Origin of the sequence: Desulfobacter latus, assembly GCF_013389365.1 — a bacterium.
Classification (GTDB): Bacteria; Desulfobacterota; Desulfobacteria; order Desulfobacterales; family Desulfobacteraceae; genus Desulfobacter; species Desulfobacter latus.
Map to the genome: position 1 here is coordinate 1 of NZ_JACADJ010000153.1, position 1,889 is coordinate 1,889.

At 42.1% G+C, this 1,889-nt stretch carries 1 protein-coding gene; it reads left to right on the forward strand.

The annotated features are described in order from the left end of the window. Positions 1 to 155 precede the first annotated feature (155 nt). Positions 156 to 1,889, forward strand: a 1,734-nt coding sequence (locus tag HXW94_RS18655) for an IS1634 family transposase (protein WP_178368395.1), incomplete at its 3' end; no start/stop codon positions are given.

A 1,889-nucleotide genomic window follows, 5' to 3' on the forward strand; every position in this document is an offset into this window, starting at 1 on the left:
CTTGGGGTTCGATCATTTTAAAGAGCAAATGAAAAAATTTAAAACATAAACAATTGAAACGAGAAAAGTTCCTTTATCCAACCAATATTTCCTGTTATAAATAAGAAACTAATGAACTTCAAGCCTCTTTCATCTTCATATCTAAGGAAATGTTTATGCAGTTAGGTAGACAGTCAAATATAAAAATTCAATCTGAGAACCTCATTAACAAGATACAAAACAGCCCTATTAGCGGTTCCTCATATTTGGGCCCTTTTGGTTTCCAAGCACCTTGTCCCGATGGTTCTCAGAATTTATTGCCATCGTACTCAGTGTTGCCACCGTCTATAGTAAATGAACGAGTTGATGATATTCCATTACTGACAGCAATCCTTTTAAAATTGGATCTACCTAATATTGTTGATAAACTTTATACTCCACATGGCAATCATGAAGGCCTAAGTTATGGGTGGCTGATGACGGTGTGGCTGGTTTATATATTAAGCAGAGGTGATCACCGTATGAGCAGTGTTCAAGGCTGGGTTGCAGGGCGTTGCTCTGTGCTTAGTTGTGCAACAGGTCAGAAAATTACGGATAAAGATTTTACTGATGACCGGCTGGCAAGGCTATTAAAAATACTGTACGACGATGCACTATGGTCAGAAATTGAGCGGCATATTTCCGGGCATAGCATTCGAGCCTATGATCTGCCGGTTGAAAAAGTGCGATTAGATGCAACAACGGCTTCCGTAAATCACGACCCTGAGAAACATTCCCTCTTTCAAGTAGGGCGTACCAAGCAGAATACCTATTTGCCTCAGTTCAAATTAATGATAGGAACTCTTGATCCCCTTGGGCTTCCCATAGCAACAGATGTGGTTTCCGGTGAAAAAGCAGATGATCCACTATATCTGCCTGTGTACAAACGCATCAATGATACTCTTTGTAAGACCGGCATTCTTTACATTGGTGACAGTAAAATGGGATCATTAGAGACCCGTGCCGTTATTGATCGTGATGATAACTGCTATTTGATGCCGTTGCCCATGACTGGAGAGACACCGACATTATTGGACAAAATATTGTCGGAGTTAGAGGCCGGAAAACATGAAATAAGCAATGTCTTTTTACCACAAGATATACCAACAGCCGAGAATGAAAAGCCCAATCCTGAAAAAGCCCTTGCCAAAGGATTTGAGATAACAATCGAACGTAAGATCAAGCTTGATGGTGAAGAAATTATATGGCAGGAACGAATATGCTGTGCCCAGTCGTTCCGGTATGCTGAATCCCAGAGTAAAGCGCTTGACAGTCGTCTGGAAAAAGCTGAGAAAGCCATCCAAAACCTTACGCCGCCACCAGCCCCTGGAAAGAAGCAGTATCAGGACGAATCTGAATTGAAAAGTGCTGCTGAAAAAATTCTGAAGCGTTATAAAGTCCAAGGCTTAATCGAGTGTAGCTGGGAATGCCAGGAATCTCATAAAAATATTCGTGCCTACGGTGATAAACCGGCACGGGTAGAGACAACAGTACGATATCAGATATATACAACAAGAAACACCGATGCCGTTGAAAAGACAAAAAAACGTCTTGGATGGAGGTTGTATGCCACGAATGCAATGGTTGAAACGCTTGCTTTGACGCAAGTTGTTCTTACCTACCGGGATCAGTATATTGTCGAGCGAAATTTTGCTCGTCTTAAAGGACGACGCCTTGGCATTACGCCATTATATGTGCAACGAGATGATCATGCCTGCGGGTTGATACGCTTGCTGACAATCGCCTTGCGTGCAATAGGAATTGTTGAATTCTGTGTTCATCGAAAATTGCAGGAAGATCAAGATACCCTTCAAGGCATTTACCCTGGAAATCCGAGACGCAGTACAGCTAGCCCTTCTGTTGATTTGCTT